Genomic DNA, 25,539 nt, shown 5'->3' with positions numbered 1-25,539 from the left:
GCTCGCATAAAACGCGCGTGCGGCTACAATGCCCCCGGCATGATGCAATTATCGGAGATAGGAGGCCATCTGACGGCCAGGACCGGGATTGACGATTTGATGGAGGATTTGTTCAAGGCCCTCCATTCCGGAGATCCCGGCCTGTGCCAGTTGAACGGGGGGAGCCCCGCCGTGATTCCGGAAGTGACGGAATTGTGGCGGCGCAGCATGACGGAACTGGTCCGGGACGGGCGGTTTGACGTGCTTGTGGGCCATTACGCCCATCCGGGCGGCGACCCCGCCTTTATCCGCGCCCTGGCCGGCTTCCTCAATGACCGCTGCGGCTGGAACCTGAAGCCGGAGAACATCGCCATCACCCAGGGCGGCCAGATGGCCTGTTTCACGCTTTTCAACATGCTCGCCGGTCCCTGTGCGGAAGGCGGCATCCGTGAAATTCTCTTTCCTCTTTGCCCCGATTATGTGGGCTACCAGTCCCAGTCTTTATGCGGCGGCGTGATGTTCCGCGGCCTTCGCCCCGGAATCCGCATGCTGGACGAACATTTGTTCAAGTACGTGATTGACTTCGACCGCCTGGACATCCGCCCGGAAACGGCCGCCGTCTGCATGTCCCGCCCCACGAATCCGACGGGCAACGTGGTGACGGACGAGGAGCTGGACCGCCTGCGGGCGTTGACTTCCCGCGCCGGAGTGCCGCTGATGATCGACAACGCGTACGGCGCGCCGCTGCCCAACATCTGTTTTGTTCCGGTCAAGCCCGTTTGGGACGAGAACATGATTTTGACCATGAGCCTTTCCAAGATTGGACTGCCCGGCACGCGCACCGGGATCGTGATCGCCCGGCCGGACATCATCCGCGCCGTGGTCAGCATGGTTACGACTTCCTCCCTGTGCCCCAACAATCTGGGGCAGGCGCTGGTGACTCCCTACCTGGAGGATGGCACGCTGGAGCGCGTTTGCCGTGAGACCCTGACGCCGTTTTACCGGAGCAGGGCGGAATGGGCCCTGTCCCTGCTGCCGGAACTTTTCGGGGAAGAGATTCCCTGGCGCGTGCACAAGAGCGAAGGGGCCATGTTCCTGTGGCTGTGGTTCGAGGGGCTCCCCATCACCTGCCAGGAACTGTATGAACGTTGCAAGGCCCGCGGCTGCTTCGTGAATCCGGGCCATCATTTCTTCTTTGCCCTGCCGGAGGGCGGGGAACCGTGGCCCCACAGGCATGAGTGCATACGCATCAGCTTCACCCAGACGGAGGAACTGCTGCGCAAGGGACTTTCCATCGTGGCTGACGAAGTGAAGCGCGCCTATACCCATTCTTCTTAACCCAATCCGAAATCGCAATCCATGAACAGCATGACCGGCTTCGGCAGAGCCGTTGCCCAGACAGACCGTTACAACATTCCGGTTGAAATATCCGGAGTCAACCGCAAGCAGACGGAAATAGCCGTCAACGTGCCGCGCAACTGCGCGGAATGGGACGCCCCCGTGCGCTCCATCGTGCAGGGGAGCGTTTCCCGCGGCCGCGTGGGCGTTTCCGTCTCCCTGGAACGGACGGAGGAAGCGGGCGGCTCCCTCCAATTGGACGAAAGGAAGCTGGCCTCCCTGGTGGGGCTGCTGAACCGCGCCTCCGATCTGGCGGCCCGGCCCATGACGTTGCAGGCGTCCGACCTGCTGAGGCTGGACATCATCGCCTCCGAGGCGGAAGCCGCGCTTTCCCCGGAGGAAGCATGGCCTGCGGTGGAAGAGGCCCTCAGGGCGGCCCTGAAAGATTTCCTCGCCATGCGCGCGGCGGAGGGCGCCAACCTGAAGGCGGATGTGCTCGGCAAGCTGGAAACCCTGGAAAAGTACCGGAACAGGATCGCGGAACACGCTCCTTCCGTTCCCGTCAGGCTGCGGGAAGCCATGCTCAAGCGCCTGGCGGAAGCGGACCTTTCCGTCTCCGCGGATGACGAGCGCATCATCCGGGAAGTGGCCCTGTTTGCGGACAAGTGCGACATTTCCGAGGAGATCACGCGCCTTTCCTCCCACTTTGACCAATTCCGCACCCTGTGCGATTCTTCCGCCCCCGCCGGAAGGCCGTTGGACTTCCTTTGCCAGGAGATTTTCCGGGAATTCAACACCATCGGTTCCAAGGCGAACGACTCCACGCTGTCCCATCTGGTAGTGGCCGCCAAGACGGAACTGGAAAAAATCAGGGAACAGGTTCAGAACATCGAATAACAGCCATGAAACAGCATTTGGGAACTTTGCTGGTGGTTTCCGGTCCCTCCGGTTCCGGGAAGACGACTTTATGCCGCCGGGCGACGGAAAACGGACTGTGCGTGTACAGCATTTCCTGCACGACCCGCCAGCCCAGGCCGGGAGAGGTGAACGGCGTGGACTACCACTTCCTGACACCCTCCGAATTCGCCGCCAGGGTGGAGAAGGGGGATTTCCTGGAATATGCGGAGGTGCACGGCAATCGCTACGGCACGCTGAAGGCGGACATTCTGGACCTTCTGGAACAGGGGAAGACCGTGGTGATGGATATCGACGTGCAGGGGGCGGCCCAGGTCCGCGCGTGCCGGGAGGGCATTCTTCCCCTCTGCTATGCGGATGTTTATATTTACGTGCCGCAAGAGGAGCTGAAAAACCGCCTCTGCGGGAGGCAGACGGATGGTGATGAAACCATCTCCCTGCGTCTGCGGAATGCCGCGCAGGAAGACGCCTGCCTGCCGCAGTACCAGTACTGCCTGGTTTCCTCCGACCGGGAGGCGGATTACGCCGCCTTTTCCGCCCTGATCAAGTGCCAGTCCATGCGCGTGGGACTGATGCGGGAGTAAACCCTCCGTTAAGGAAAGCTGGCGGAAACGGGCGGCTTTTTAGATCCAAAAGCCGGCATGATGCAAACGCATATCATATCCTTTTCTGGAAGGGGGCGCGGGTGCATGGAGCGTGTTTTTCCGTGACTTTGACCTTTCCTCGGCATGGACCCTGAGGAAGGCGTCTGAAAAAATAAAAGCCTTCAACGGATTGAAGGCTTGGATGCTTTTTTTACCGGAATGGCCTTTTTTCTATTTAAGCGGGTACAGCCAGCCGATAGAGCAGGTGAAGATGATCCAGAGCAGGAGGTTGAGAGGGAGGCCGACTTTCACGAAGTCTTTGAATTTATAGCCGCCCGCGTTGTACACGTACGTGTTGGTCTGGTAGCCGATGGGGGTGGAGAAACTGGCGCTGGCGCCGAACATGACGGCCAGAATGAAGGGGAGGGGGTTGGCGTCGAATTGCAGGGCCATTTCATAGGACAGCGGTCCCATGACGGCGGCCACGGCGTTGTTGGAGATCATTTCCGTCAGGATGGAGCACAGCAGGTACAGGCCGGAGATGGCGAACAGGCAGCCCATCGGACCCATGGTGTCCACCACGCCGAAGGCGATGGCCTTGGCAAGTCCCGTCTTGCTCATGGCTTCCCCCACGCAGAGCATCCCCAGGATCAGGAAGATGATGCCCCAGTCCACGGACTGGTAGGCTTCCTTCGGCTTGATGCAGCCGGAGATGACGACGATCAGGGCGCCGATGAAGGCCAGGTAGAAGGGATTGAAGCGTGCGAAGAATTTGAAGAATTCCCCGTACTGCTCAAAGGAGCCGAGCAGGCCGATGAAGATGAAGATGCCCATGGCCAGAATGGCCCAGCCCTGCTTGCTGCGGTTGTGGGCGTCCGCCGAACGCTGGCTGAGGGGAATGATGCGCTGCTTGGTGAGGATGCGGTTCATGCCTTCCTGCGGGCCTTCCAGCAGCAGGGTGTCCCCGGCAATCAGCTTGGTGTCCGACCCCATGTCCGTGATGTTCCTGCCCTGCCTGTGGATGGCGAGCACGAAGATGTTGAACCGCTGGCGCAGTTTGAGTTCCGCCAGGGACTGCCCGGCGAATTCGGAGTTGTTGGCGATCATGCCTTCCACGATTTGCACGTCGCGCTGTTCCATGGCTTCCAGCCCGCGGCTGTCGTCCCAGCCCAGGTCCACGCCTTTGGCCTCCCGGACCTGGTTGACTTTTCTGGCGTTGCACAGGAACAGGACGCGGTCGCCTTCTTCCAACGTGATGTGCTGCAGTTCCTCCTGCATGGAGAAGCCCCTGCGGCGCACTTCCACGATTTTCGTCCCCAGCAGTTCGGACTGCATCAGGTCCACGGCGGTGGTTCCGATGTGGGAGGAGCCGGCGGGAATCCGGACCTGGAGCAGGAAGTCGCGCTGGATGCCGCCGGGAAGCATGGTGGAGAGGGTGGGGCGGGAAGGCAGCCACTTGCGGCCTATCGTCCACAGGTAAAGCAGCCCAGCCGCCGCATAGATGAGGCCCATGGGAGCCACGGTGAACATCTGGATGCCTTCAAAACCCAGCTTTTGAACCTGCCCCAGCACGACCACGTTCGTGGACGTGCCCACGACGGAGCAGGTGCCCCCCAGGATGGTGGCGTAGGAGAGGGGGATGAGCAGCTTGGAAGCGGCGATGTTGTGGTCGCGGCAGAAGGCCAGGACGATGGGCATCAGGATGACGACCACCGGCGTGTTGTTGACGAAGGGGGATACCGCGAACGCGCCCAGCGTGATGACCAGCAGGGCGGCGAATTCCCTGCCTTTGGCCACTTTGTTGAATAGCTTGGAGAGGTCGCCGATAAGGCCCGTGCGTTCCAGGGAGGCGCTCAGGATGAACATGCATACGACCGTCAGGGGGCCGCTGTTGGCAAAGCTGGACAGCACGTCTCCCGTCGTCAGGATTCCCGTGAGCATCAGGACGGCGGTTCCGGCCAGGGCCGTGATTTCCACCGGGAGCCATTCCCTGATGAAGCTGATGAACAGGAGGATGAGAAGGATGCCTACAATCCATTGCTGGGTGGCGGCGGAGTCCAGCCAGCCTGTGATGGAGGCGAGGTCGATGTTGGAAAACGGCATGTCGTGACGGGTGGTTTGACGGATAGGGAGCGCAACTCTCCTACTTTCACGGGGCCGTTCTGTCAAGCCGCAATAATTTTCCGGAAAGGGTTTGAAATGGGCCCTGTCCTTCCTTATGGTGAGTGCGCCGCATGGATTCTCCCATAGTCACAAGGTTTGCTCCCAGCCCTACCGGATTCCTGCATTTGGGGCATGCGCTGGCCGCATGGGAGGCCCGTTCCCTGGCGGACCGCTTTTCCGGCAGGTGCGTGTTGAGGATGGAGGACATCGACCAGACCCGCAGCCGTCCGGAGTTTGTCCAGGCTATTCTGGAGGACCTGGATTGGCTGGGAATCCGTTTTGACGGGCCGATGATGGTCCAGTCCTCGCGTTTCGGCTCCTATGAACACGCATTGCAAGTGCTGAAGGACCGCGGGGTGCTGTACCCGTGCTTTTGCACGCGCAGGGAGATTGCCGAAGAGGTGGCCGCCATGGGCGCCGCTCCGCAGGAGGGCGGGACCGTGGATGTTTATCCCGGCACTTGCCTCAAACTGGACAAGGTGCGGAGAAAGGAACTGATGAAGTCCGGCAAGCCGTTTTCATGGCGGCTGGACTGCCGCGCCGCGGCCCGGATCACCGGTCCGCTTGTCTGGCGGGACATGCGGTTCGGAGAGCAGGTGTGCCGCCCGGAGGAGCTCGGCGACGTGATTCTGGGACGCAAGGATTGCCCAGCAAGCTACCATGTTGCCGTGGTGGTGGATGACGCGGCCCAGGGCGTGACCCATGTGAGCCGCGGGGAGGATTTGCTGCCCGTAACCGGAATTCACCGCACGCTCCAGGCGCTGCTGGGTCTTCCCGTGCCGCAGTGGTACCACCACCGGCTGGTGAGGGACGCTTCCGGCAGGAGGCTGGCCAAGAGGGACCGGAGCATGAGCCTGCGGGAGATGCGCGCCGCAGGCATGCGCCCGGAAGATATTTTCCGCATGATGCGGGAGAGGTAGGAACGTTTCAGGCGTTTTTCCCGCGTTTTCCCAAGCAGAGCATGCAGGAATAAGCCGCCGCCAGAGTCAGCAGGGCCAGGGAGGCCAGATGGACCAGCAGATTTCCCTGGATCAGGGGGACGAGGAAAGTGTGCGGAAGTTTTCCCATGGCCGCCAGCGCCTCGGGAAGGAAGATGAAAAGATTCTGGGAGGCCAGGCAAATGGCCGTGAAGGCCAGGGCCGCCCCCAGCGTGAAGCGGATGGGCGGAAGGAGGGGCTCCAGCATGCCGCGTGCGGAGCGTTTGCAGAACGGTGCGGCGCATGCCAGCAGTCCGATGACGGCCAGGGGCGCGAGCAGGGCGGCGGAGGGAAGAGTCTGCCATTTCATCCATGCCGCGAGGGGCGACACGGAGATGAGCATGCCCGCACTTTTCGTAAAAAGAGCGGGGAGGGCGGCGGAGGATGAAGGAGCGGGGTGCATGTCCGTCAGTCCGGCCAGACGTTGCCGGGAGTGCTGCCCTGGGTGATGACCACTTCCTGGCCGATTTTCAGCGTGAAATTGGGCGTGACTTCCTGCTGGACTTCCACCAGTTCATTCGTGTCCTTCAGCTTTACGCGCACGCGGATCATTTTGGTGGCTTCCACCCGGCCGTCCACGATGGAACCGGTGGCGGAGGCCAGCTTGGAGGTGCCCATGCCGATGATGCCGGGCGTGACGGCTTCCGCCGCGGTTCCCGCCATGTTGGCGAAGGTGCCGTCATCCGTGGAGGTAAGCACGTTGATTTCCTTGATGCGGACGACGTTGCCCAGCTTGATCGTCGTCACCTTTCCGGTGGCGATTTCCAGGGTGCTTTTTTGCGTGCAGGAGAAGAGTACGGGAAGAATGAGGAGAACGGGAGCGAGTTTGAGAGGATTCATGATACGTCTTTTACTACGTTGGGGCGGAGCGGCGTTTTTCAGAGTCCGGGTAAAATTGTGTAAGTGGCCAGGTACAGGATCAGATGGACGGAGGAGAGGGCCAGGAGCCTGTTCATGCTCTTGTCCGCCGGCGTTTTGCGGATGAGCAGCATCAGGTAGCCTCCCAGCAGGATGGCGGGAATCCACATCCACCACAGGCGGGACAGGTCCAGATGCAGGGCCCGGCAGGAAGTGGGCAGCGTGATGTAGGCAGCCACGATGAACGCCTGGGCCATGGCGCGCGCCTTTCTTTCCCCCAGGCGGACGGCCAGGGTGCGCTTTCCGGTGGTCTGGTCCTCCTTCCTGTCCCGGATGTTGTTGACGGAGATCATGACGGCGCAGAGCAGGCCGCACTGGATTCCCAGGACGATTCCGGCGTTGTACACCGCCAGGGAGTCCACCAGCGTGCCGGGGACTACAGGGGCCGTGCCTATCTGCACCAGAATGGTGCCCAGGACGGCCACCAGCCCGAAGAAGAGGATGACGAACGCTTCCCCCAGCCCCTTGTACGCCAGCGGCCACGGGCCGCCCGTATAGCCGTAGGAGAAATAGAGGGAGGGAATGCCGATGGCGATGATGGGCCACCCGCGCAGTTCAATGAGGGGAAGGGCCAGAAGGCATGCCGCCGCCAGGAACAAGCCGCCGAAGAGCATGACCGCCCGGTGGGACAGCGCCCCGCTGGCCGTCATGCGGACGGGGCCGGCGCGGCGTTCCGTGTCCGCGTGTTTCGCGTGGTCGATGGCGTCGTTGAAAAAATTGCAGGCTATCTGGATGCACAGGCAGGAAGCGAAGGTCAGCAGCGCCAGCCGCACGTCCCAGTGGCCTGTCAGCTTCTGCACGACCATGCAGCCCGCCCATACCGGAATCAGGGAGGCGGTGAGCGTTTTTGGGCGTGCCGCCAGAAAAGCGGAAGTAATGATGTTCATGAAAGAGCGGGAAAGGAGTCTCCGGAATTATCTGAGAATGGGACCGAGGTTGCGGAGGGTTTCCTTGATGAGGGAGACATGCCACTGGCCGGGGGCCGCCTCCCGGTCCCCCAGGTAGCCGTACACCAGGCAGGAGCCCAGCTGGGAGTAAAGCAGACGGGAGACGGGGCCCATCGGGCCCATGCCCATCACGGCAATGGGGCCTTTCGGCTTCTTGAAGAGCTGGACTCCGGTCTGAATGTCGCCCGCGACGCAGGGGGTGAAGGCGAATTTGACGATGTCCGCCCTGTAGGCGCGGGCCTTCTTTTCCTGTTCCCGCAGGTAGTCCACGCCCGGCGTGATTTGAAAGTCATGGGTGGAGCCGATGACGAGGATGCCGCGGTCGGCGGCTTCCATGACCAGTTCTCTGCCGTGGCGCATGGACTTGATTTCAATGTCGATGGCCGTGGCGTAAGGCATGTACGCGCGGAGCAGGGAGAAGCGCTCCTCTTCCGGCATGCGGCGCAGACCGCCTTCCTCATGGCAGCGGACGGTGACCAGCAGAGGCATGTCCGGCCTGAATTCCATGACCTGTTCCGGCGCGAGCTCCGCGGGCAGCGCATCCACGCGCAGTTCCACCCAGTCGCACTGGTCTTTCAAATCCTTACCTTTAAGCGTTTTCCAGACCTCCCAGGAGGTGATGGACGCCACTACGTTGGGCGGGTAGGTTTGATGTTCACGTAAAATCTGCTGCATGCTTCCTACTATCCCAACAAAGAAAGGAAGGTCAATCTTCTATTAGTGACATTCATCCATTTGAAGGGCCTGCCGGAAGCGTTGCCGGGAATGAGGGGAAACCCCTTCCGGACGGTGCGGCGGATTGTTGTTCTTATGGCCGGAATGAACGAGCCCGTCCGGAGGCGTTCCGGCTGGCGTCCGGATTCATGAAGCGGGGGCGGGTGATACGGCGGGAGATGTTCTCAGGGATGTCTTGTCCGGGGACGGGAAGTCCGCCGGAACAGTCCCATCCACCGGCTTTCCGGCCAGCCAGTCCAGGGCGCGGAAAAGCAGGGTCTGAAATCCGGCGCACTGCACGCCTTTAAGAGCGGGGTCTCCGGGCCAGACGTGCCCCAGCGTGGAGGTGTACACCCTTCCCTTGCCGTACCGTACCGTCCATTCGATCGGGAAATTGAGCCCCGTGGCGGGTTCCCGCGCGTAGGAGAGCACCTGCACCTGTTCGGCGGGGCCGCGCGTGTATCGGTACACTTCTATGTCCGCCGCCCTCCATTGGCGCGGCAGGCCCGCGTGCATGGGGTGGTTGCCCAGGCGCGTTACCAGCGCGTCAATCCGCGCTCCGTGGGAGGTAGGGCCTCCTTCACCCGGCGGCAGACGGAGTACGGCGCCGTCATCGGTGACGATCAGGGAGGTTCCGTAATCCCGGGGCCGCCATCCCAGCCCGATCATGCGGTTGTATTCCGGCCATTGGGGAAAGGCGTTGTTGGCGGAGTGGAAGGCCAGCATTCCTCCGCCTTCCTTCAGATACTGCTCCAGAGATTTTTTGGCTGTTGCCCCCCATTCGGGGCCCTGTGTTCCTCCGTTCGTGTTTTGGATTACTACGTCGTAATTCCTGAATTCCGGATTCCATGCTTCGCGTTCTTCCTGAGGAGCGCCTGCGGGGAAAGTGCTGACGTCCACGGAATAGCCCCCGTGCCTTGCCAGCAGTTCGGTCAGGCAGGCCGTCGTGCGTTTCCAGTCGTGGTTGGAGAAGCCGTCCACGATCAGCACGCGCGTCTGCTCCCCTCCTGCCGCGGCAAAAGCCGTCAGGGCCGTCATGAGGATGATCAGGGGAAGAAGTTTCCATTTCATCCGGGCAATCTATCCCGCGTGCGGCAAAAGTCAAATTCGCTTTCCTGCAGGGAAAAAAATGCCCCGGACCTTTCGGGAAGGTCCGGGGCGTGGTCCGCAAATGCCGCGGAGGCGGCTTGCGGGGGTGGATCAGTTTACCCCTTCGTCGCAAAGAATTTTGACGAAGCCTTCTTCCTGGAGACGCGTGGCGCCGCAGGCGAATTTGGCGCGGATCTGGAGCGCCTCTTCCATGTCGTCGCGCACGGAAAGCTTTACCTTGAAGTCGTTCCAGATGCCGAACTGGGCCTTGCTCTTGACCCAGGCCAGACAGGAGCGGGTGCCGTTCTCCGCCTTCGGCAGGCGCTGCGTGCGGATGAACTTGAATCCCATGAAGGAGTCTATCTTGCCTTCCACCAGCGCCTTGACGTTGTTGAAGTCATAACTGCTGACCTCCGTTTCCCGCAACAGGCTCATGATTTGGGAGCTGGTCACCGCGATGACCAGCTGGTCGCCGAATTGCGGGGCGTCCTGGTTCCATGCCTCGTTTTCCTCAAAGAGCTGGAGCGCGGCGCGCAGCTTGGCTACGGTGAGGTTGCTGCTGGCCTTGGAGCCGCTGTCCACATGGTCCACGGGAATCTGCTGGCTTTCCTTGAAGGGAACGGCGGTCATGCCGTCCTCGCCCACATAGTTCGTGTCCAGGAAGCCGGAGATCATCACGTCGTCCATGCGGCGTCCCGCGGCGGCCTGGAGGCCCTCAATGGTCTTGCTGACCGGGAGGTCCATGTCGCCCAGGCGCGTGGCGTCGAATTCATCGTAGCCGATGGCCTTGGTAAAGGTGCGCGGACGCATGGAGCGGCGCGTGGTGGGAGCCTCGTTCAGGACGGTCTGGCCTACGCGGGTCGTCTTTTCCGTGAAGTCCAGAACGCCGAACTGGTCCAGAAAGACCACCTTGCCGCTCAAGTCGCGCATGACGCTGACGTATTTGTCCAGCCGGGAGGCGTGCTGCTGAAGCAGGGTGCCCCATTTTTTGGTGTACTTGACCTGATAATTGTCTGTGATTGTTACTGCCATATTCGTAAATGAAATGATGTTTGAGTGCGGGAGCGGCATCATGGATTGGCGTGTCCGGTATGAGCGGAGCGGTCCTGCCGCGGAGGGGCGCGGCCTTGTCCCCGTGCGGGGATTGCGCGGCCGGTCCCATCCTGCGAAAACGGATATGGCCCATGCAAAAAAACGGCGCACCACGGCGGAACCGTGATGCGCTGAAAAAGGAAGCGGGAGTTTTCCGCTCCCTGCGTTTACATGATGATCTGGTGGGGGCGCGTGGCGTGGTCCGGTCCGAACAGCGCCAGCATGCGGCCCGTCTGCCCCTTCTCCATGCGGTAGGAGTAGAAGCGCCTGGTGTCCGCGGCAGTATCCAGCCCGGAGTCATGGATCTGTTCTTCCAGCACTCCTTCATTGAGAAGCTGGGCCTTGATGGCCGTGGGAATGTCCTCCTCGTAATGCGGAGGCCGTATGCAGGGGGAAATGACGGCGATCAGGTTCGCGGGATCGACGCCCAGGAATTTTTTCATGGACTTGATCGTGTTGGAGATGATGTTGCCGGCGGTTCCCGCCTTGCCGGAGTGGATCAGGGCGCGGTGGCAGTTTTCCTTGTCGTACAGCCAGACGGCGGCGCAGTCCGCCACGTAGATGGCGAGCACGCAGTCGGAAACGCCGGAGCACAGGAGGCCGTCCACGCCTTCCACGGGATAGTTGGAGCCGATGTCTCCCACCAGCGCTACCCTGGTGCCGTGCACCTGCTCGGCGCGGCGCAGGTCCTTCCACCTCCATCCGAGAGCTTCCACCTCCGCTTTGTGGTACGGTTCCAGCCGTTCCAGGACGGTCTGGCGGTCTCCGGTGACATCCACCCCCGGTATTCTTTCAATAAACTGGACGATTTCTCCGGGGTAGGACTGGATGGGTTTGAGGAATGCGGGCGTTTCCATCATAGTGGTTGGTAAATGTCGTTGGGCACATCTTGTCTTTTTGTATAACCTAGTCGAGCAAAATCGGAGCAAAATGTCACGGAGGGCCTCCGGTGACTGAGAAAAGGTTTTTTTCCGCGTTTCCAGGATGGTATGAGCAATTCATGTTGAGAAAATACTCTTCACTTTCAGCTTTTTTTACGGGCATGGCCGTCATGGTGCTTTCCCTGGCGCCCGCGTGGGGGCAGGGGGCGGCTCCGGACGCCGGGCAACTTTTGAAAAGGGTCCGCCAGGCGGCCACCCTCCAGGAAAACAAGGACGTCAAGGGCCAGATCCGCAAGCGCAGCGTGAAGGTGCCTTTTTCCATGAGCCTGCGCGGCAATTTGATTGCCTTTCAGTACCAGCAGGGCGGAGTCGCGAACAGGTTCGACCTGAAATTCAGGGACCGCGGCCAGGAAATCCTTTCCTGGAAGAACGGCCGGGCGGCAGTTCTGCCGGTGGCCCAGTATTCCGTGCCCATCGCGGGAACGGACGTGACGTATGAAGACCTTTCCATGCGCTACCTGTACTGGCCTGCCGCCAAGGTCGTGAGGGACGACGCTGCCAGTACGGTGAAGGGCAGGGATTGCTGGATTGTCCAGATCCCGAATCCCAATCCCAAGGTGGGGCAGTACGCCTGGGTGCGCGTCTGGATTGACAAGGAAAACGGGGCCATGTGGCAGATGGACGGCATCGACGGCCGCGGAGAGCTGGCTAAAAGGTTCATGATTGATTCCGTGATGAAGCTCAAGGACGGTTCCTGGTTCTTCAAACGGATGAAGGTGGAAGTGCGCGATCCGTCCAATCCCAGGAAGACGGTTTCCGTCAGCTACATTGACATGGAGAATCCGTGACAGGCCGTCTGCGCCCTCTTTTCCCATTCGTTCTTTATTGGAGTTCATGCCGCATTCATGGATGATTTAGGACGTGACAAGAAGACCCGATCAGCGTACACCGTGCAAAAACCTGTTATGAAGAAACGTTTATTCCTTACATGCGCCGTGATTATCGGTCTTTCCGCCTGTTCCTCCCGTCAGGACCAGGATGGCCTGATGACCGGAAATTCCGCTTCCGCCGGAACGGCGCTGGCCCCCGTCACCGCTCCGGGAAAAAAGCCGGACCGCCCTGTGGTGAAACTGCCGGAAAAGTCCGTTCCCGTGCCGTCCGTGAGCCCGTCCTACAACGATGTTCCCCTGGCTCCGCGCATTCCGGGCGCCACAGTGAACCGCGTGGCCGTACCGGACAAGGTGGTTGCCCTCACTTTTGACGACGGTCCCCACGGAACGCTGACCCCCAAGGTGCTGGATATTCTGCGCAACAATAACGTAAAAGGTACTTTCTTCATGCAGGGCTGCAATGTGACGGCCCATCCCCAGGTGGTGCGCCGCATGGTCAATGAAGGCCATGAAGTGGGGAACCACACCTGGAACCATGCTTATCTGAGCAAGGTATCCCGTGAGAAGGCGGAAGACCAGCTTCAGCGGACCAATGAAGCCATCCGCAACGCCTGTGGCGTGATCCCCGTGGTCATGCGCCCCCCCGGCGGTTATACGAATGCGGGGGTGGCCTCCTGGGCGCGGCAGCGCTTCGGGTTTACCACCATCATGTGGGACGTGGATACGAACGACTGGCGCAAGCCCGGCTCCGCCGTGGTGGCCGCCCGTGCCGTGAACGGGGCCAAACCCGGCTCCATTATCCTCGTGCATGACATTCACGCTTCCACCGTAGCGGCTGTGGACGCCATCGTGAAGGGGCTGAAAAACCGCGGGTATGAGCTTGTGACCGTTTCCGAACTGCTGCGCCGCGGCCGCGCCGCTTCCCGCCAGGCTTCCCCGGTGCAGCCTCTGTCTCCTGCCGCTCCCGTTTCTCCTGTCGCACCGGGGATGGAGACCGTTCCCAATCCCGTTCCTGCCGCTCCGGCTTCCGTTCCGGTGGAGACGATGGCCGGCATGTAAGGCTTGCCTGCCGCTTCCCTTTTCAACCCGGTCCCCTGAGGGAGACCGGGTTTTTTATTGCGGCGGCGCCGCGCTTTCCGGCATTTGGCGGGCGGAACCGGATCATCCGGCGGTACACGCACAGAAGACTTGACCTGCCGGCGAAATTCTCCAAAATCCCTTGCCGTATTACTCACACCCAATCCGGATTGAAATGTCTATGAATCTCCTGGCATCTGCCGATACTCTCCCCGCGGCCGGCGGCATGTCCCCGCCTCTCGCGTTTATTTACGATCTCTTCAACAACCCTCTGTTCATTTTCGTAGGCGGTCTGGTTCTGCTGGGCGTGTTTTTCTGGTACCTGGGTTCCGACCAGGACAAGGTCAAGCGCAATGCCGGGACCTTCTTCATCATCGGCATCGCGTCCTTTTCTCTCTTTTCCCTTTTCCAGCAGGGACTGAAATACGGTATTGACATTGCCGGGGGCGTCTCCTTCACGCTGAGCGTGGAACCGAACATCGGGGACGACGGCAAGCCGATTCCACTGACCAACGAGGCTATGGAACAGGCGTGCGTCATTCTGACGGACCGCCTGAACAGCACCGGAGCCAACGACGTCATCATCCGCCCCAAGAAGAAGGATGACCTGAACCTGATTGAAGTTCAAATTCCCGCCGCGGATCCCGCCAAGCGCGAGGAAACCAAGTCCATCCTGACCAAGGTGGCCAAGCTCCAGATTCTGCCCGTCCACCCCCGCAACCATGAACTGGTGGCGGAAGGCCGCGTGCGCGTTCCCGGCTACAGGCTGTATGAATACACGTTCAAGAACGGGAAGGGAGAGGATGTTACGGAAAAGCTTTTCCTGGAGAAACGTGAATCCCTGACGGGCAGGGACATTGTCCATGCGGGCGTGGACCTCTCCCGACCCACGGAAGTGGCGGTCACCCTGAGCAACGACGGCGCGGACAAGATGTACAACCTGACTTCCCGCATGGAGCTCAACCGTGACCGCATGGCCGTCGTTCTGGATGACGTGGTCAAGAGCGCCCCCACCGTGGTTTCTGTTCTTTCCAAAAGCTTCGTGATTAACGGTCTGGACGGCCCCGGCGAGGCGGAAGCCCTGACGAAGGTCCTTTCCAACCCGCTGACCAACAAGCTCAACTTTGAATCCGCCAGTGAAATCTCCGCGTCCCTGGGCCATACAGCCCTGCTTCAGGGGGAATACGCCGGCATCACGGGCCTGATCCTGTGCTTCATCATGATGATCATCTACTACCGCTTTGCCGGTCTGGTGGCCATTGTGGGTCTGACGATCAACGCCCTGCTTCTGTTGGGCGCCATGTCCATCTTCGGCTTTGAACTGACGCTCCCGGGCATTGCGGGTATCGTGCTCACCCTGGGCGTAGCGGTGGACGCCAACGTGCTTATTTACGAACGCCTCCGGGAAGAAAAGGAAGCGGGCCGCCCCTTCCGCGTGGCTATCCGCAACTCCTTTGACAAGGCCTTTTCCGCCATTTTCGACTCCAACATTACCTCCCTGATTACAGCCGTCATCCTGTACTGGATGGCCACGGGCACCATCAAGGGGTTTGCCGTTACCCTGACGGTGGGCGTCATCACTTCCATGATCGGGGCCATTCTCGTCACTCGCGTCCTGTTCTACTGGGCGGATACGATCGGCATCATGAAAGATGTCAAGTTCCTGAACCTCTTCAAGCGCAAGAGCAACATCAACTTCATGGGCCAGCGCGGCTGGTCCTGCTCCATTTCCGCCATTCTGCTGGTCATCTGCATCGTGGTGGGCGCCATGAAGGGCAAGGACTGCCTGGGCATGGACTTCACCGGCGGTTCTTCCATCTCCTACCTGGTCAACAAGGGGGACGTTTCCGTCAAGGAGGCGGAAGATGTGGTCAACAAGCTGGCCCTGACCCAGAAGGCTACCGTGCAGGAAGTGGCGGAATCCACGGACAGCAGCAAAGTGAACATCCTGGTCAACTTTTCCGACAACGCCCAGGACAAGACGGAAATCACCTCCGCCCTGAAGAAATCCTTCCCGGTGCTGGACAACGCGCCGTTCAGTGAGGAAACCATCGGCCAGTCCATGGGGTACGACACGTTGATCACATCCGCGTGGGCTCTGTTCTTCGGTATTCTGGGCATCATGATCTACCTGACGGTGCGGTTTGAATGGACCTTCGCCATCGGGGCCGTGATCGCCCTGACGCACGACGTCCTGCTGGTGCTGGGCCTGGTGATCATCAGCGGCACGGAATTGAACGTGATCCACATCGGCGCCCTGCTGACGGTGGCGGGCTATTCCATCAACGACAAGATCATCGTGTTCGACCGCATCCGCGAATACATACGCTATGCGGACCCGAACGACAGTGCGGAGCAAATCATGAACGAGGCCATCAACCAGACGCTCTCCCGTACCTTGCTGACCTCTCTTTCCACGCTCGCCGTACTGGTTTGTCTGTACTTCTTTGGCGGCCCTTCCATGGAAGATTTTGCCTGGACGATTTCCGCCGGTATCCTGATCGGTACGTATTCCTCCATCTTCATCGCTTCTCCGGCGGCGCTCCTCTTCTCCAAAAAGCATGGGCTGCATGCGGAAGTCAAGCAGGCCATGAAGGCCGGAGCCTGATTCGGTATTCTGATCGGTTGAATTTAAGCCGGGGAAAGGCCGTGCCTTCCCCGGCTTTTTAGTGTCCCGGAAGGGAAGACCCGGCTTTCCATACTACAGCAGGGGAGAGATTGACAGCCTGGAAGGAAATGGGCGGAGGATTCTTCCGACAGTTTCCCTGGCTCTGGCATCCCTCCTTTTCAACGTCACGCGGCAGGGCGTTTCCCCGTGTTTTTTCGGCTAAAAGAAACCCCGCCTGCCGTGAGGCAGACGGGGCCGTATCTCTGTTTTCTCTCTTTTGCTGTGCGGGTAGATTTATTCGCCTTCTTCAGCCGGGGCCGGTGCGGGCGGAGGCGCGTTATTGCCGCGGGCTGCCTTTCTGGCTTCCCTGCGTGCGGCGCGGCGTGCTTCCAGAGCCTTGTCGGCGTCAGCCTTGAGCTGCGTCATTTCAGCTTCATTCAGCTTGCCGTCCTTGTCGGCATCGTACTTTTCTTCGATCAGCATCCAGCCGGCCATCATGATGGGGGCGCGGTTGGGATCAAGCTGGGGACGGGGACCGTCCGGGCGGTTGCCGCGGGGTCCGCGGTCACCGTCGCCGCGGCGTCCTTCACCTCCCTGGCGTCCTTCCGGACCCCTGGGGGGACGGGGAGCTTCCGAGCGGGGGCCACCCTGGCGGCGCGGGCCGTCCGCCATCGGGCCGCGGGGACCGCGTCCGCGGTCGCCGGCTTCAGGACCTCTGGGGCCTCTGGGGCCGCGGTCCTTCATGTCTCCCATGCGTTTGGCGGCTTCCGGGTGTTCCTTGGCCCATTCCTCCCGCATGGCTTTCTTTTCCTCGTCGGAAAGCTTGCCGTCGCCGTCCTTGTCGAACTTCTTCAGCATTTCCGCTTTACGGGCTTCCTGACGGGCCTTCATTTCCTCCATGCGCTTGGCGGCTTCCGGATTATCCTTGGCCCATTCCTCCCGCATGGCTTTTCTTTCCTCTGCGGAGAGCTTGCCGTCGCCATCCTTGTCAAATTTCTTCAGGATGGCGGCTTTCTTGGCTTCCTGGGCCTTTTGCAGATCGGCCTGCAGAACGGCTATTTCCTCATCGGAGAGCTTCCCGTCCTTGTCGGTGTCATACTTGGCCATGACAAGTTCTTCCCCGATGATCATCATGCCGGGGTTGATTTGTCTGAGCTGAAGTTCCCTCTGGTCGGAGCGGGGACCCTGGCGGCGGGGGCCGTCGCCCCTGTGGCGCGGGCCCTGCCTCATTTCCGGGGCCGGCTGGCCGTCCGGAGCTCCGGGCATATCCGGTGCGGGCGGGGGCGCATCCTGGGCGAATGCCGAACATGCGGCGAAGGCCGCAGCTAATATCATTTGTTTGGTCATAATTTTTGAGTGGTGAGGTTAATGCGTTTGGAGAGGGCGTCCTTTCCGCACATCTTGCGGCGGTTCGGAAATACCTCCCTTTGTTATGATGAACACCCGAGCCCGGATTTGGTTTCAAAATAAAAATATGGATGTTCCGCGGACGACGACGGAAACCCGGTGTGACGGACACCGTGCGCCAGTCGGGGAATGGGTATGAAAAATGACTGGCTGTAAAAGAAAAACGGCAAAAAAAGACCGCGCCGGCTGCGGGCGCGGTCCTGAATGTGTCATGAGGGGAAAATTTATTCTCCGGAAATGAACCTGATGTACAGGAACCACCACCGGTCGCCCCCCAGAAGCCAGATAAAGGCGGCGCTAAGCAGGGCTGGGCCGAAGGGGAGATTTTTACCGAAGCCCATGCGGGAGACGACCGCCTGGGCAATCCCCAGCAGAGAGCCGATGAAAAGGCAGAATACGGCCCCCTGCCAGCCTCCCACGCAGCCGGCCATCATCAATATCCAGGCGTCTCCGGAGCCCATGGCCTCCCGCCTTGCGTGAATGTCCGTGAGGGTTCCTTCCACGCTTTCCACGTCTTCCAGCGGAAAAACATCCCCGTTTTCCAGTTCTATCCTGTCCCGGTACAGGGTAACGTCGCCAGGGGGCTGCTCCTCTCCGTCAATAACGGCGGAGCCACCGGAGAGCACGGCCCTGTCCGCGGTCCGGTGGAAAAGCATGGACCAGTCGTGGAGCTGGCCGTTGATCACCAGCTGCAATTCCTCCCGGTCGGATTCCGGTTCTTTCAGGCTCCATGCGGCGGGGGTGTCGAAATGCTCCTTCCATGAACCGAAGAGCAGCTTGCCCAGTTCAATGACCAGCCTGATGATGGCATAGCCTGCGGCCCCGCCCAGAACGGCTCCCTGGAAGGCGTCCGTCCAGGTCATGATCTCCTTGTCCGGCAGCAGGAAGGGGAAGAAGCAGCAGGCTCCCACGCCCGCGGCGGCGGCGGCCAGCGCCTGGGAGCGGTAAACGATGAGATGTTCCGCGTCAATGAAGATGATGACGATGGCCAGGGCGCTCCACACGCAGAGCAGGACGGCGGCGCCCAGGGACGCGTCCGCGTATTTCCAGGCCATGGCCGCGAAGATCAGCGCCGTCAGCAGTTCCACCAGCCAGTAGCGGAAGCTGATGGGTGTCCGGCAGCATGCGGATTTCCCCCTCAGGAACAGCCAGCTGAAGACCGGAATGTTCAGGTACCAGGGAATGGGTTCATCACATTCCGGGCAGAAGGAGCGCGCCGGATCATTGATGGAAATGCCCAGCGGAACGCGGTAAATGACCACGTTCAGGAAGGAACCTATGCAGGCCCCGACCATCCCGAAGACCAGGGGAATGAGCCATGCCGGAAACAGTTCAGGCATGGGGGGCGGGGGTGTAGGTCCTGCTGGGGGCCTCGTTGATGCGGTCGATCAGCAGGCGCAGCCTGCCGTAATTGCCGCGCCGGACGGGGAAGGCAATGCGCGGCAGTTTGTCCAGATGGGGTTCGTCCGCTTCATCCGGCAGGGGGCCGGTCTGGACCATGCGGCCTCCGGGCAGGATCAGGTCCGCAAAGTCCCGTTCCAGATGTTCCACCCACTGGGCCGGAATGAGGGTGTTCAGGCGGATGGCGATCGTGTCCCCGATAAAGCGGTAGGAATGGAAAATGCGGTAGAACCGGTCGATGTGGTCGATGGCTTCCGCCGGATTCTTGGTGACGTGGATCAGGTGCAGGTCGTCTTCCGAAATCAGTCCCGAGTCCACCAGCTCCACGCGGATGAAGGCCAGCCAGTTCAGCCAGAAGGTCTTGCCGGGGGAGTCCAGCAGGACGATGGGGTAAATGGTGGCTTTCCCGGTCTGGATCAGCGTGAGGGTCTCAAACACTTCGTCCATGGTGCCGAAGCCGCCGGGGAACGCTACCATGGCGTCGCTTTCCGCCACGAAGTTCAGCTTTCTGACGAAGAAGTAGTAAAAGTTGATCAGCTTGTTGCTGTTGGCCACCACATGGTTGGAGGTCTGTTCATAGGGCAGCGTGATGTTCAGGCCGAAGGAGCGTTCCTCCCCGGCCCCTTCATTGGCCGCCTGCATGATGCCGGGACCGCCGCCCGTGATGACCATGTAGCCGTGTTCGTTGGCTTCCCGGGCGAATTCCCGCGCCGTTTCATAGGCCGGCTCATCGTGCCGGATGCGCGCGGAACCGAAGATGGATACCTTGCGGATGTGGCGGTACGGCGCGAACACGCAGTTGGCGCGGTACATCTCCCGCCCGGCGCGGATCAGGACGGTGAAATCGTGGTCGGAAGCGTCCGACTGCGCCATGTTGATGCCCGTTTTGATATATTCCTGCAAATAGCGGGGGTCATGCCGGGTGGAGGCGGCTTCCGAAAGTCTTTTTACGTCCCCTTCCAGGGCTTTGTAGCTGGTGTCCATGTGCAGGGTGGAGGGGCGCTTCTTGTCTTCCCCCGTGAAATCCCTGTTGTCCAGAAAATCAGGATGCTTCATTGGTTTGTGTGTGCGTTTGCCCCGTCACTATGCCAGATGACACGCGGTAAGTCACAGAAAAATTGCCGGCATGCGTGAAAAGAGTTGATTGTTGGAAGCAGATCGTTAAATTGCTCCCCGCACGAGCGTTCCCAAAACATGCCGTTGGTCCTTCAGGCGGGTCGCCCCGCCGTGTTCGTGTTGAGGGGAAACCCGGTACATTACATTATATTATGTCGGAAAACGAAACCACTACTGCAGAAGAAACGGCCGTTACCACGCTGGCCCGCTTTGAAGTCCCTAGCCGCCTGGAAAAGATTGAGGATCCGAACGATCCGAACCATCTGACCTTTGTGGCGGAACCGTTTGAAAACGGTTACGGACACACGCTTGGCAACTCCTTGCGCCGCGTTCTTCTGGGCTCCCTTGAAGGGGCTGCCATCACCTCCGTCCGCATCGCCGGCGCCCAGCATGAATTCTCCTCCCTTCCCGGGGTGGTGGAAGATGTCACGGAAATCGTGCTGAACCTGAAAAAGGTCAAGTTCAAGCACCATGGCAAGGAACCGCGCCTGCTTTCCCTGCGCGTGCACAAGCAGGGCGTCGTGACCGCCGCCGATATTGCCGACGATACCACTTACCAGGTCGTCAACCCCGACCAGATCATCTGCACCCTGGACCAGGACACCATGTTTGAATGCGAATTCCAGGTGCGCGTCGGCCGCGGCTTTGCCACCGGCGACGAAAACAAGGTGCCGGACATGCCCATCGGCGTGATTCCGATTGACTCCATTTTCTCCCCGGTCACCCGTGTGAAGTATTCCGTGCAGAATACCCGCGTAGGCCAGATGACCGACTACGACAAGCTGACCCTTGAAGTCTGGACGGACGGCCGCATCAGCCCGGCTGACGCCATGCTCCAGGCCTCCGCCATTCTGCGCCACCATCTGGACGTGTTCGTCAACTACGACGACAACCAGGTCAACTTCGAGGAGGCTCCCTCCGCCGTCCAGGACGAGGAAACGGCCCGCCTGCGCAAGCTGCTCAACATGAGCGTCAACGAAATCGAGCTTTCCGTACGCGCCGCCAACTGCCTCAACAACGCCAACATCACCACGGTTGGACAGCTTGCCATGAAGAGCGAAAGCGAAATGCTCAAGTACCGCAACTTCGGCAAGAAGTCCCTCAACGAGATCAAGGACAAGCTGCTGGAACTGGGTCTTTCCCTGGGCGTTCAGGTGGACCCCTCCCTGCTGACCGGCCCCGTGCCGCAGGCCAAGCCGCGCCTGGGCCTGGAAGAGGAAAGCCCCGTGGGCCTGGCGGACCTGATTGCCGCCAACATCGAAGACGACGACGACTAAATCTCACAAAACCAACACACATAGAAAAATATCATCATGAGACACGGTGTAAAAACCTCCAAGCTTCAGCGCAATGCCTCCCATCGCAGGGCTTTGCTCGCCAACCAGGCATGCAGCCTCATCCTCAATGGGCGGATCACCACCACCCTGGCCAAGGCCAAGGCTCTGCGCCCCTATGTGGAAAAGCTCATCACGCTTGCCAAGCGCGGTGACGTGCATTCCCGTCGCCAGGCCATCGCCACCATTCACAACACGACGGCCGTCAAGCGCCTGTTTGATGAAATCGCCCCCCTCTGCGCGGAACGCAAGGGCGGTTATACCCGCATCATCAAGCTTGGTCAGCGCATGACCGACTCCGCCCTCGTGGCCATGATCGAAATCATCGATCTGCCCCGCGAAACGGCTGAAACGGAAGAAGCTCCCGCAACGACGGAAGCCACTGCCTGAAGGTAGTTTTCTTGTTCCTCGTTTTAAAAAGCGTCATATCCGGGATTTGATATCCTGGTGATTCTTCCCCCCGCAAACTTCCATTTGCGGGGGGAAGCGCTTTCTTGGGAAGGAGTGTTTGCTTCCGTGATCCATTCCGGAATAGGGGAATTCCATGCAGGTGCGGGCTTTGGCTCTGACTTTGTGTGTGGCTTATTATCCCGCCGTTTCTGCTCTTTTCCTGGACTTTGGCCCGGTTGATAAAGTTGGCACCGTTTCCGGGATGGCGGGAGTTGCCGTGAAGGGAAAAGAGAGGGAAGAGAGGGAAGAGAGGGAAGAGAGGGAAGAGAGGGAAGAGAGGGAAGAGAGGGAAGAGAGGGAAGAGAGGGAAGAGAGGGAAACCGCCCCGTGCATTTTCCCGTCTTGAAGGGAGGAATGTCGGAGCAATGGACTGGGTTCCCAATGATGGGGTATTTTTCCGGTTTAGTTTCTACGAACATTGTTCAAGAGTACCCGGGAGCTCTTCCCATGTGGGTACTCATTCCCATGCTACCGGGAAAACCCATGGGCGCTACGGCTGGAAAAAGGGGCATGCGCGGTCGAATTCATTATCCGTTTGTGATGCCTTGATGGGAAATTTTATATGGAAACAAGATAGTGGAGAAGATGGAATATCTCTTTCATCTCTTTCCAGAAACCATTACTGACGGAATGTAGGAATTTTATGTTTCCCGGTAGAACATCCCTGCCAATGAAAAGGCTTGTTTTCCTACAGGTTCTTTCCCTTTAGAATGAATGCCTCCTGAAGAGTCAACCCTTGACTCCGGATTAGTAATACGGTTAATTGTCTGCATGGCGGTAAATTGCCAATTCGTTCCATTTGTCATAAGAAATCACCCTGGCTGGCAGCTTCCGTCTTACATGGACTGTTATTGCTTTTGGCCGTGGTTTTATTGCCCATAGGGTATGGAGTTTGTGATGATGTGATTATTGAATGGCTGATAGCCAATGATTTTTCAGGCTGGTGGTATACGGGGCAGCTTCATCCCTGTCTGTCCTTCGCATTGGGATGGGTTTGGGAGAAATTACCCGGAATTGCATGGTATTCCCTCTTTGCCTACGGGATGACGTATGTGTCTTGGATCATGATCTGCGGAGGGATGTTCCGGGCCATCAACTCTTATGGAAACAATTCTCCATCAAACGCCACATTGCTGTATGCTATTGCAGGCGGAGGAAGTCTGTTTTTTGCCTGTGATGCTTATCTTTACATGCAGTATACTCAGCTGGCATTAACGCTTCTTCTGGCAGGCGTGACGTGTTTGGTTTTTCCTTTCTCTCAAAGAGCTTGGCTGTCCTATATATGTGGTATTTTGTTCGTCCTGCTGGGGCTGGCGTGGAGAGAGAAGAGTATTTATATATTATATCCGTTTTTAACGTTTCAACTGATTCGTTTTTTATACAAATGTTATCGTCGGCAGTGCCCTTGGAGGAGTATTGGCAAATGGGTGACGGTCTTTGTTGTTGTTACCTTGGCTTTTGGAAGTCTGCACATGTTGCAGGATAAGATTCTCCAGGAAAATGGAATGTTAAAACGATCCTATGAGAATATTGATTTGCAAAGCGTCTATATGGATTATCCTGATTTTTCCAATATGGAGAAAGATTGGAAAAAGCTAAATTTGAGCGGGGAAGAAATCCGGTTAATGAAAGCCAATATGTGGTTTCTTCACTCAGTTCCTGCCGAGGTGAGACTGGAAAAAATGGCCCGGCTTCATCAGGAAGGCAATCATGCGATTCATGGAATAAAAGCATCGGCTGCTGTCAAGCTGCTACTGATCAGCAAATGGGCCGTTCCCGTCATTATGGCATTGGGCGTGATGCTGTTGACCACACGGAAATCAAATGTATGGAGTTCTCTGCTTCCCCTGGTATTGCTTCTTTTGTTATATGTTTACATAGGAAGGGTTGCCGGGCGTGTACTTTATGGAACATATCTGACGGCATTTGTTTTTTTGATTATTTCTCCGGAGAAGTGTTCTTTTATCCCTGCGTTGCACTCACGTAAAAAGTGGTTGTGGATTTTGACCGGCCTGCTGGTTTTGGAAACAGTGGCAGGTTGGTTTCTTGCGCAAAGGTGGAACCGGTATTTGAATTTGGAAACAAGTGCGGGAGAATATCACCAACTCCTGTCTAAAAAGGATCGGTTTTATATTTCCAACGATATTCCGTGCTTGTATCCAAGGAATCCCTTTTTACATACGAAAGAGGTGTTTAGTTTTAATAACAGTCTTTCTCCCATTTCATGGTTGGTTTATTTACCGGTTTATGAACAGTTCATGCTGGAACGGTTTGAGAAGGGGTGTTGGTTTGCGTTGTTGCATGATCCTTCCGTCTATTATCTTACGGAAAAGCGTGAGTCCAAACTATTTCCCATGCCGCATGTGCTGCAATACATAAGTAAGAAATATGCCGTTGATGTACAGGCTGTTTTGGCGGAAGAGACGGAAAGACATATGGTTTGGAAGCTGAAAACTGTTCCGGATGCGTGAATGGCGCATGGCCGGGATCCTGTAGCGGATAAGGCTTTTTTGATCGCTCTTGCTTCTTTTCGGGACGGGCGGTATACTGCCACCTCAACTATGGACGCAGTATTATTGTTTTCCGGACAGGGTGCCCAGAAAGTGGGCATGGGCAAAGATTTGTATGACAAGTATCCTACCGCCAAAGCCCTGATTGAGCAGGCCGACAAGGCTCTGGGGGAATCTCTCTCCTCCGTCATGTTTGAAGGCCCCGGCGAAGAACTCACCCGCACCTGCAATTGCCAGCCCGCCCTGTACGTGCATGGTTTGGCCTGCCTCGCCGTGCTGAAGGAATTGCTGCCTGCCCTGAATCCCGTGGCCGCCGCCGGCCTTTCCCTGGGGGAATTCACGGCCCATGCCGCCGCCGGTACCTACTCTTTTGAAGAAGGGCTACGCCTGGTTCAGAAACGCGGCGCCTTCATGGAGGAAGCCTGCAACGCCACCAAGGGCACCATGGCCGCCATGATCGGCGGTTCCGATGAGAACGTCATCAAGCTGGCGCAGGAATGCGATGTGGACGTAGCCAACTTCAACTGTCCCGGCCAGACCGTCGTTTCCGGTACGGAAGAAGGCGTGGACAAGGCCATTGCCGGAGCCAAGGGCGCCGGATGCAAGATCGCCAAAAAGCTCAACGTGGCGGGCGCCTATCACTCCCGCCTGATGCACAGCGCCATGGTGAAGCTGGCGGAAGAGCTCAAGAATGTTTCCTTCGGTACTCCGTCAATGCCCGTGTACTGCAATTATGAAGCGCGCGTGGTGGAGGGTCCCGACGATATCCGCAGCATGCTGGAACACCAGGTGTGCGGTTCCGTGCGTTGGACGGCCTCCATGCAGAAGCTTGTGGACCAGGGCCACCGCCTCTTCATTGAGCTGGGGCCGGGCAAGACCCTGGCCGGCATGATGGGCCGCATCTGCAAGGATGCCACTGTTATTTCCATTGAAGACGTGCCCAGTCTGGAAGCCGCCGTTGCGGAACTGGGCAAGTAATGACCGGATTGTTGTTTTTAAACCGCCGGAGCCGTTGGAGGTTCCGGCGGTTTTTCTGTTTCAGGTTCCCTTCCTATTTCCTGCAACGGGGAGGGCCGTTGCAGGAGAATGGGTTTTTGACGAGAGGCCGGGCCTGTTATTACTGTTTGCATGGAACATCCGGACGCCCGC

At 58.9% G+C, this 25,539-nt stretch carries 23 protein-coding genes; 12 read left to right on the top strand and 11 right to left on the bottom strand.

Annotated elements, in window-relative coordinates; all coding sequences use genetic code 11:
• Positions 1 to 39: 39 nt before the first annotated feature.
• The 3 genes from OQH67_RS01405 to gmk are packed head-to-tail and all read left to right on the top strand — an operon-like array spanning position 40 to position 2,816.
• Positions 40 to 1,317: a valine--pyruvate transaminase gene (locus OQH67_RS01405; protein WP_215435405.1), complete on the top strand. Its 1,278-nt coding sequence runs from the start codon at positions 40 to 42 to the stop codon at positions 1,315 to 1,317.
• A gap of 21 nt (positions 1,318 to 1,338) precedes the next feature.
• Positions 1,339 to 2,214 (top strand): YicC/YloC family endoribonuclease, encoded by an 876-nt coding sequence (locus OQH67_RS01400; protein ID WP_215435406.1) that lies wholly within the window; start codon positions 1,339 to 1,341, stop codon positions 2,212 to 2,214.
• Between the two features lie 5 nt (positions 2,215 to 2,219).
• Positions 2,220 to 2,816 (top strand): guanylate kinase, encoded by a 597-nt coding sequence (gmk, locus tag OQH67_RS01395; RefSeq protein WP_218957808.1) that lies wholly within the window; start codon positions 2,220 to 2,222, stop codon positions 2,814 to 2,816.
• 231 nt (positions 2,817 to 3,047) lie between these two features.
• Here the strand turns inward: gmk and OQH67_RS01390 are convergent, their stop codons facing one another.
• A complete protein-coding gene (locus OQH67_RS01390) occupies positions 3,048 to 4,919 on the bottom strand; it encodes an SLC13 family permease (protein WP_215435407.1) in 1,872 nt (623 codons plus the stop codon).
• A 131-nt stretch (positions 4,920 to 5,050) separates the two neighbouring features.
• Here OQH67_RS01390 and gluQRS point away from each other — a divergent pair, with 131 nt between their 5' ends.
• Complete coding sequence (gene gluQRS / locus OQH67_RS01385; protein ID WP_215435408.1) at positions 5,051 to 5,899, top strand: tRNA glutamyl-Q(34) synthetase GluQRS; 849 nt, start codon at positions 5,051 to 5,053, stop codon at positions 5,897 to 5,899.
• 7 nt (positions 5,900 to 5,906) lie between these two features.
• Here the strand turns inward: gluQRS and OQH67_RS01380 are convergent, their stop codons facing one another.
• The 7 genes from OQH67_RS01380 to OQH67_RS01350 form a co-directional block, all read right to left on the bottom strand.
• Positions 5,907 to 6,359, bottom strand: a complete 453-nt coding sequence (locus OQH67_RS01380) for a hypothetical protein (RefSeq protein WP_215435409.1) — start codon at positions 6,357 to 6,359, stop codon at positions 5,907 to 5,909.
• 5 nt (positions 6,360 to 6,364) lie between these two features.
• Positions 6,365 to 6,796 carry a hypothetical protein gene (locus tag OQH67_RS01375; RefSeq protein ID WP_215435410.1) on the bottom strand — a complete coding sequence of 144 codons (432 nt, stop codon included), beginning with the start codon at positions 6,794 to 6,796 and terminating at the stop codon, positions 6,365 to 6,367.
• Positions 6,797 to 6,834: 38 nt separating this feature from the next.
• The gene (menA, locus tag OQH67_RS01370; protein ID WP_215435411.1) at positions 6,835 to 7,761 is read right to left on the bottom strand and encodes a 1,4-dihydroxy-2-naphthoate octaprenyltransferase; all 927 of its coding nucleotides are present in this window, start codon (positions 7,759 to 7,761) and stop codon (positions 6,835 to 6,837) included.
• Positions 7,762 to 7,788: 27 nt separating this feature from the next.
• Complete coding sequence (locus OQH67_RS01365; protein ID WP_215435412.1) at positions 7,789 to 8,496, bottom strand: type I 3-dehydroquinate dehydratase; 708 nt, start codon at positions 8,494 to 8,496, stop codon at positions 7,789 to 7,791.
• 186 nt (positions 8,497 to 8,682) lie between these two features.
• On the bottom strand, positions 8,683 to 9,606 hold the full coding sequence (locus tag OQH67_RS01360; protein WP_215435413.1) for a ThuA domain-containing protein: 924 nt from the start codon (positions 9,604 to 9,606) through the stop codon (positions 8,683 to 8,685).
• Positions 9,607 to 9,735: 129 nt separating this feature from the next.
• Positions 9,736 to 10,656: a phage capsid protein gene (locus OQH67_RS01355; RefSeq protein WP_215435414.1), complete on the bottom strand. Its 921-nt coding sequence runs from the start codon at positions 10,654 to 10,656 to the stop codon at positions 9,736 to 9,738.
• 227 nt (positions 10,657 to 10,883) lie between these two features.
• Positions 10,884 to 11,576, bottom strand: coding sequence for a purine nucleoside phosphorylase YfiH/LACC1 family protein (locus tag OQH67_RS01350; RefSeq protein ID WP_215435415.1), 693 nt, complete (start codon positions 11,574 to 11,576; stop codon positions 10,884 to 10,886).
• A 140-nt stretch (positions 11,577 to 11,716) separates the two neighbouring features.
• On the opposite strand from OQH67_RS01350, the gene OQH67_RS01345 reads away from it, so the two are divergent.
• The 3 genes from OQH67_RS01345 (at position 11,717) to secD (ending at position 16,172) form a co-directional block, all read left to right on the top strand.
• Positions 11,717 to 12,445 carry an outer membrane lipoprotein-sorting protein gene (locus OQH67_RS01345; protein WP_215435416.1) on the top strand — a complete coding sequence of 243 codons (729 nt, stop codon included), beginning with the start codon at positions 11,717 to 11,719 and terminating at the stop codon, positions 12,443 to 12,445.
• 117 nt (positions 12,446 to 12,562) lie between these two features.
• Positions 12,563 to 13,546, top strand: coding sequence for a polysaccharide deacetylase family protein (locus tag OQH67_RS01340; RefSeq protein WP_215435417.1), 984 nt, complete (start codon positions 12,563 to 12,565; stop codon positions 13,544 to 13,546).
• 193 nt (positions 13,547 to 13,739) lie between these two features.
• Positions 13,740 to 16,172: a protein translocase subunit SecD gene (gene secD, locus OQH67_RS01335; protein ID WP_215435418.1), complete on the top strand. Its 2,433-nt coding sequence runs from the start codon at positions 13,740 to 13,742 to the stop codon at positions 16,170 to 16,172.
• A gap of 294 nt (positions 16,173 to 16,466) precedes the next feature.
• On the opposite strand, the gene OQH67_RS01330 is transcribed toward secD, so the two are convergent.
• The 3 genes from OQH67_RS01330 to OQH67_RS01320 all read right to left on the bottom strand — a co-directional run bounded on the left by OQH67_RS01330 (position 16,467) and on the right by OQH67_RS01320 (position 20,036).
• On the bottom strand, positions 16,467 to 17,519 hold the full coding sequence (locus OQH67_RS01330) for an EF-hand domain-containing protein (protein WP_215435419.1): 1,053 nt from the start codon (positions 17,517 to 17,519) through the stop codon (positions 16,467 to 16,469).
• A 284-nt stretch (positions 17,520 to 17,803) separates the two neighbouring features.
• Positions 17,804 to 18,919 carry a prepilin peptidase gene (locus OQH67_RS01325; RefSeq protein ID WP_215435420.1) on the bottom strand — a complete coding sequence of 372 codons (1,116 nt, stop codon included), beginning with the start codon at positions 18,917 to 18,919 and terminating at the stop codon, positions 17,804 to 17,806.
• Positions 18,912 to 20,036 (bottom strand): LOG family protein, encoded by a 1,125-nt coding sequence (locus OQH67_RS01320; protein WP_215435421.1) that lies wholly within the window; start codon positions 20,034 to 20,036, stop codon positions 18,912 to 18,914. Before OQH67_RS01320 ends, OQH67_RS01325 begins: the two co-directional genes overlap by 8 nt.
• Positions 20,037 to 20,248: 212 nt before the next feature.
• Here OQH67_RS01320 and OQH67_RS01315 point away from each other — a divergent pair, with 212 nt between their 5' ends.
• From OQH67_RS01315 to fabD, 5 genes are all read left to right on the top strand, one after another.
• A complete protein-coding gene (locus OQH67_RS01315) occupies positions 20,249 to 21,373 on the top strand; it encodes a DNA-directed RNA polymerase subunit alpha (protein ID WP_067571418.1) in 1,125 nt (374 codons plus the stop codon).
• 36 nt (positions 21,374 to 21,409) lie between these two features.
• Positions 21,410 to 21,820: a 50S ribosomal protein L17 gene (rplQ, locus tag OQH67_RS01310; RefSeq protein ID WP_067571420.1), complete on the top strand. Its 411-nt coding sequence runs from the start codon at positions 21,410 to 21,412 to the stop codon at positions 21,818 to 21,820.
• Between the two features lie 187 nt (positions 21,821 to 22,007).
• On the top strand, positions 22,008 to 22,226 hold the full coding sequence (locus tag OQH67_RS01305) for a hypothetical protein (RefSeq protein ID WP_265145582.1): 219 nt from the start codon (positions 22,008 to 22,010) through the stop codon (positions 22,224 to 22,226).
• Positions 22,227 to 22,737: 511 nt separating this feature from the next.
• Positions 22,738 to 24,351 carry a hypothetical protein gene (locus OQH67_RS01300; RefSeq protein WP_265145581.1) on the top strand — a complete coding sequence of 538 codons (1,614 nt, stop codon included), beginning with the start codon at positions 22,738 to 22,740 and terminating at the stop codon, positions 24,349 to 24,351.
• A gap of 90 nt (positions 24,352 to 24,441) precedes the next feature.
• A complete protein-coding gene (gene fabD / locus OQH67_RS01295; RefSeq protein ID WP_215437730.1) occupies positions 24,442 to 25,368 on the top strand; it encodes an ACP S-malonyltransferase in 927 nt (308 codons plus the stop codon).
• Positions 25,369 to 25,539 lie beyond the last annotated feature (171 nt).

The sequence above is a fragment of the Akkermansia biwaensis genome (assembly GCF_026072915.1).
Classification (GTDB): Bacteria; Verrucomicrobiota; Verrucomicrobiia; order Verrucomicrobiales; family Akkermansiaceae; genus Akkermansia; species Akkermansia biwaensis.
Note: the sequence above shows the minus strand (reverse complement) of the source record. Positions and strands in the feature narration are given on the sequence as shown.

What these genes read in the sequence shown, in the direction of transcription:
- OQH67_RS01340 (WP_215435417.1), top strand. Translation starts at nt 12,563, where the DNA reads ATGAAGAAACGTTTATTCCTTACATGCGCCGTGATTATCGGTCTTTCC.
- gmk (WP_218957808.1), top strand. Translation starts at nt 2,220, where the DNA reads ATGAAACAGCATTTGGGAACTTTGCTGGTGGTTTCCGGTCCCTCCGGT.
- secD (WP_215435418.1), top strand. Translation starts at nt 13,740, where the DNA reads ATGTCTATGAATCTCCTGGCATCTGCCGATACTCTCCCCGCGGCCGGC.
- fabD (WP_215437730.1), top strand. Translation starts at nt 24,442, where the DNA reads ATGGACGCAGTATTATTGTTTTCCGGACAGGGTGCCCAGAAAGTGGGC.
- OQH67_RS01315 (WP_067571418.1), top strand. Translation starts at nt 20,249, where the DNA reads ATGTCGGAAAACGAAACCACTACTGCAGAAGAAACGGCCGTTACCACG.
- OQH67_RS01405 (WP_215435405.1), top strand. Translation starts at nt 40, where the DNA reads ATGATGCAATTATCGGAGATAGGAGGCCATCTGACGGCCAGGACCGGG.
- OQH67_RS01330 (WP_215435419.1), bottom strand. Translation starts at nt 17,519, where the DNA reads ATGACCAAACAAATGATATTAGCTGCGGCCTTCGCCGCATGTTCGGCA.
- OQH67_RS01390 (WP_215435407.1), bottom strand. Translation starts at nt 4,919, where the DNA reads ATGCCGTTTTCCAACATCGACCTCGCCTCCATCACAGGCTGGCTGGAC.
- OQH67_RS01400 (WP_215435406.1), top strand. Translation starts at nt 1,339, where the DNA reads ATGAACAGCATGACCGGCTTCGGCAGAGCCGTTGCCCAGACAGACCGT.
- gluQRS (WP_215435408.1), top strand. Translation starts at nt 5,051, where the DNA reads ATGGATTCTCCCATAGTCACAAGGTTTGCTCCCAGCCCTACCGGATTC.
- menA (WP_215435411.1), bottom strand. Translation starts at nt 7,761, where the DNA reads ATGAACATCATTACTTCCGCTTTTCTGGCGGCACGCCCAAAAACGCTC.
- OQH67_RS01360 (WP_215435413.1), bottom strand. Translation starts at nt 9,606, where the DNA reads ATGAAATGGAAACTTCTTCCCCTGATCATCCTCATGACGGCCCTGACG.
- OQH67_RS01355 (WP_215435414.1), bottom strand. Translation starts at nt 10,656, where the DNA reads ATGGCAGTAACAATCACAGACAATTATCAGGTCAAGTACACCAAAAAA.
- OQH67_RS01325 (WP_215435420.1), bottom strand. Translation starts at nt 18,919, where the DNA reads ATGCCTGAACTGTTTCCGGCATGGCTCATTCCCCTGGTCTTCGGGATG.
- OQH67_RS01365 (WP_215435412.1), bottom strand. Translation starts at nt 8,496, where the DNA reads ATGCAGCAGATTTTACGTGAACATCAAACCTACCCGCCCAACGTAGTG.
- OQH67_RS01350 (WP_215435415.1), bottom strand. Translation starts at nt 11,576, where the DNA reads ATGATGGAAACGCCCGCATTCCTCAAACCCATCCAGTCCTACCCCGGA.
- rplQ (WP_067571420.1), top strand. Translation starts at nt 21,410, where the DNA reads ATGAGACACGGTGTAAAAACCTCCAAGCTTCAGCGCAATGCCTCCCAT.
- OQH67_RS01380 (WP_215435409.1), bottom strand. Translation starts at nt 6,359, where the DNA reads ATGCACCCCGCTCCTTCATCCTCCGCCGCCCTCCCCGCTCTTTTTACG.
- OQH67_RS01345 (WP_215435416.1), top strand. Translation starts at nt 11,717, where the DNA reads ATGTTGAGAAAATACTCTTCACTTTCAGCTTTTTTTACGGGCATGGCC.
- OQH67_RS01375 (WP_215435410.1), bottom strand. Translation starts at nt 6,796, where the DNA reads ATGAATCCTCTCAAACTCGCTCCCGTTCTCCTCATTCTTCCCGTACTC.
- OQH67_RS01320 (WP_215435421.1), bottom strand. Translation starts at nt 20,036, where the DNA reads ATGAAGCATCCTGATTTTCTGGACAACAGGGATTTCACGGGGGAAGAC.